This is a genomic window from Streptomyces sp. (genome assembly GCF_031178505.1).
Taxonomy (GTDB): Bacteria; Actinomycetota; Actinomycetes; order Streptomycetales; family Streptomycetaceae; genus Streptomyces; species Streptomyces gulbargensis.
Map to the genome: position 1 here is coordinate 1 of NZ_JAPSIW010001043.1, position 1649 is coordinate 1649.

Here is a 1649-nt window from a genome sequence, read left to right on the forward strand (position 1 = left end):
CCCGCTCGCGGCCCGGGACGCGCCCCCGTCCCCGTCCCTGTCCGCGTCGGGCGCAGGGAACAGGACCTTCTCCGGTCGGTTCAGCTTCACGGTGTGGCGGCCGGCCCGCACCGTTCGTGCGTCGTTCATGGCGTTCCCTTCGGCTCGGCCGGTCCGTCGGCTCGGACGCGGGCCGCACGGGTACCCGGCCACGGGCCCGGTAGTCGCCCCAGGTCGCCCGTCCGGGGGGTGTCAGCCCCGGCCCTCCAGGGTGGTTGGCCCCACCCGCGACTCGGGGGAGAACGGGCGTGACCTGCGGCTTCCCCACCGGCAGGATCGAAGCCGACCCTTTCGGACTCCCTCGGTGAGGCCCGCCATGACCCGGACCAGCCCCCTCGGCCCCGACGCCGCTCCCGACCCTGCTCCCGCCGCCACTCCCCCCAACACGCCCGCCCCCACTCCCGATCCCACCGCCAACCGCACCCCTGACGCACACCGGCCCCCGCGCCAACGCCCCCGCCCCCACCCGCGCCCCGGAGAACCCCGCCTGCTCCCCCGCGGTCTCCCGGGAGCCGACGGGGAGCGGCCCGCGCCCGACGTCGTGCGCGGGGCCTTCGCGCTCTGGCTCACCGCGGTCGCCGCGGGCGTGTTCGAGACCGTGCTCGCCATGGTCAGGGCGCTCACCGAGGCCGACGCGTCCACCGGCGGCCTCGCCGCGGGCCTCGCCCTGCGCGTCGCCGTCTACTCGGCGGCCGTCCTCGTCGCCGTGCGGATGCGCCGCGGCGCGAACTGGGCGCGCCTGGCCCTGGCCGGCGTGCTCGGCGTCCTCGGCACGCTCTCCCTGGTGATCGAGCCCGTGCGGTGGCTGGCCGACGGGCACACACCCGGAGAGGCGTTCCGCCACCTGGACGCCGTGGACGTGCTGTTCGGCGCGAGCCGCGTACTGCACCTGGCGGCCGTGCTCGCGGCGGTGACGCTGATGTTCCGCCCCGCCGCGAACACGTGGTTCAAGAAGTGACGCGGCGCTCCAGGGCGGCGGCCGCCGGGTGCGGCGCCGTCACCGTACGACGCCCTGCTCCACCAGGAGCCGTGCCGCCGCCGCGATCGACTGGGCGTCGATGCCCGCCGCGCGGAGCTGCTCCTCGGGCGACGCGGAGCCCGGCATCGTCCGTACGGCGAGCCGCACGAGGCGCGGCACCGGGCTGCCGTCGGTGAAGGCGTCCATGACCGCGTCGCCGATGCCGCCCTCCTCGCGGTGGTCCTCGACGGTGATGAGGCAGCCGGTGCGCTCGGCGGCCTCGCGCAGCGTCCTGCGGTCGACCGGCTTGACCGAGTACAGGTCGATGACGCGCACCGGGATGTCCTCGGCCGCAAGCAGTTCGGCGGCGGCGAGCGCCTCGTGGACGGTCACCCCGGCGGCGACGACGGTGAGCCGGTCGGCGTCGGAGGAGCGCAGGACCTTGGAGCCGCCGACGGGGAACTCCTCGCCGGGCCCGTAGATGACCGGGGTGTCCCCGCGCGAGGTGCGCAGGTAGCGCACGTTTTCGAGGTCCGCCATCGCCTCGACGAGCCGCCCGGTCTGGTGGGCGTCGCACGGGTAGAGGACGGTGGAGCCGTGCACCGCGCGGAAGGCGGCCAGGTCTTCGAGGCCCATCTGGGAGGGGCCGTCC

2 protein-coding genes are annotated in these 1649 nt (G+C 76.2%); one reads left to right on the top strand and one right to left on the bottom strand.

Annotation, left to right across the window (positions count from 1 at the left end):
- Window positions 1–355: 355 nt before the first annotated feature.
- Window positions 356–997 (top strand): hypothetical protein, encoded by a 642-nt coding sequence (locus RIF68_RS36045; RefSeq protein ID WP_123985574.1) that lies wholly within the window; start codon window positions 356–358, stop codon window positions 995–997.
- 39 nt (window positions 998–1036) lie between these two features.
- Here the strand turns inward: RIF68_RS36045 and RIF68_RS36050 are convergent.
- Window positions 1037–1649 (bottom strand): transketolase C-terminal domain-containing protein (locus tag RIF68_RS36050; RefSeq protein WP_309055875.1); only part of this gene is annotated, 613 nt, incomplete at its 5' end.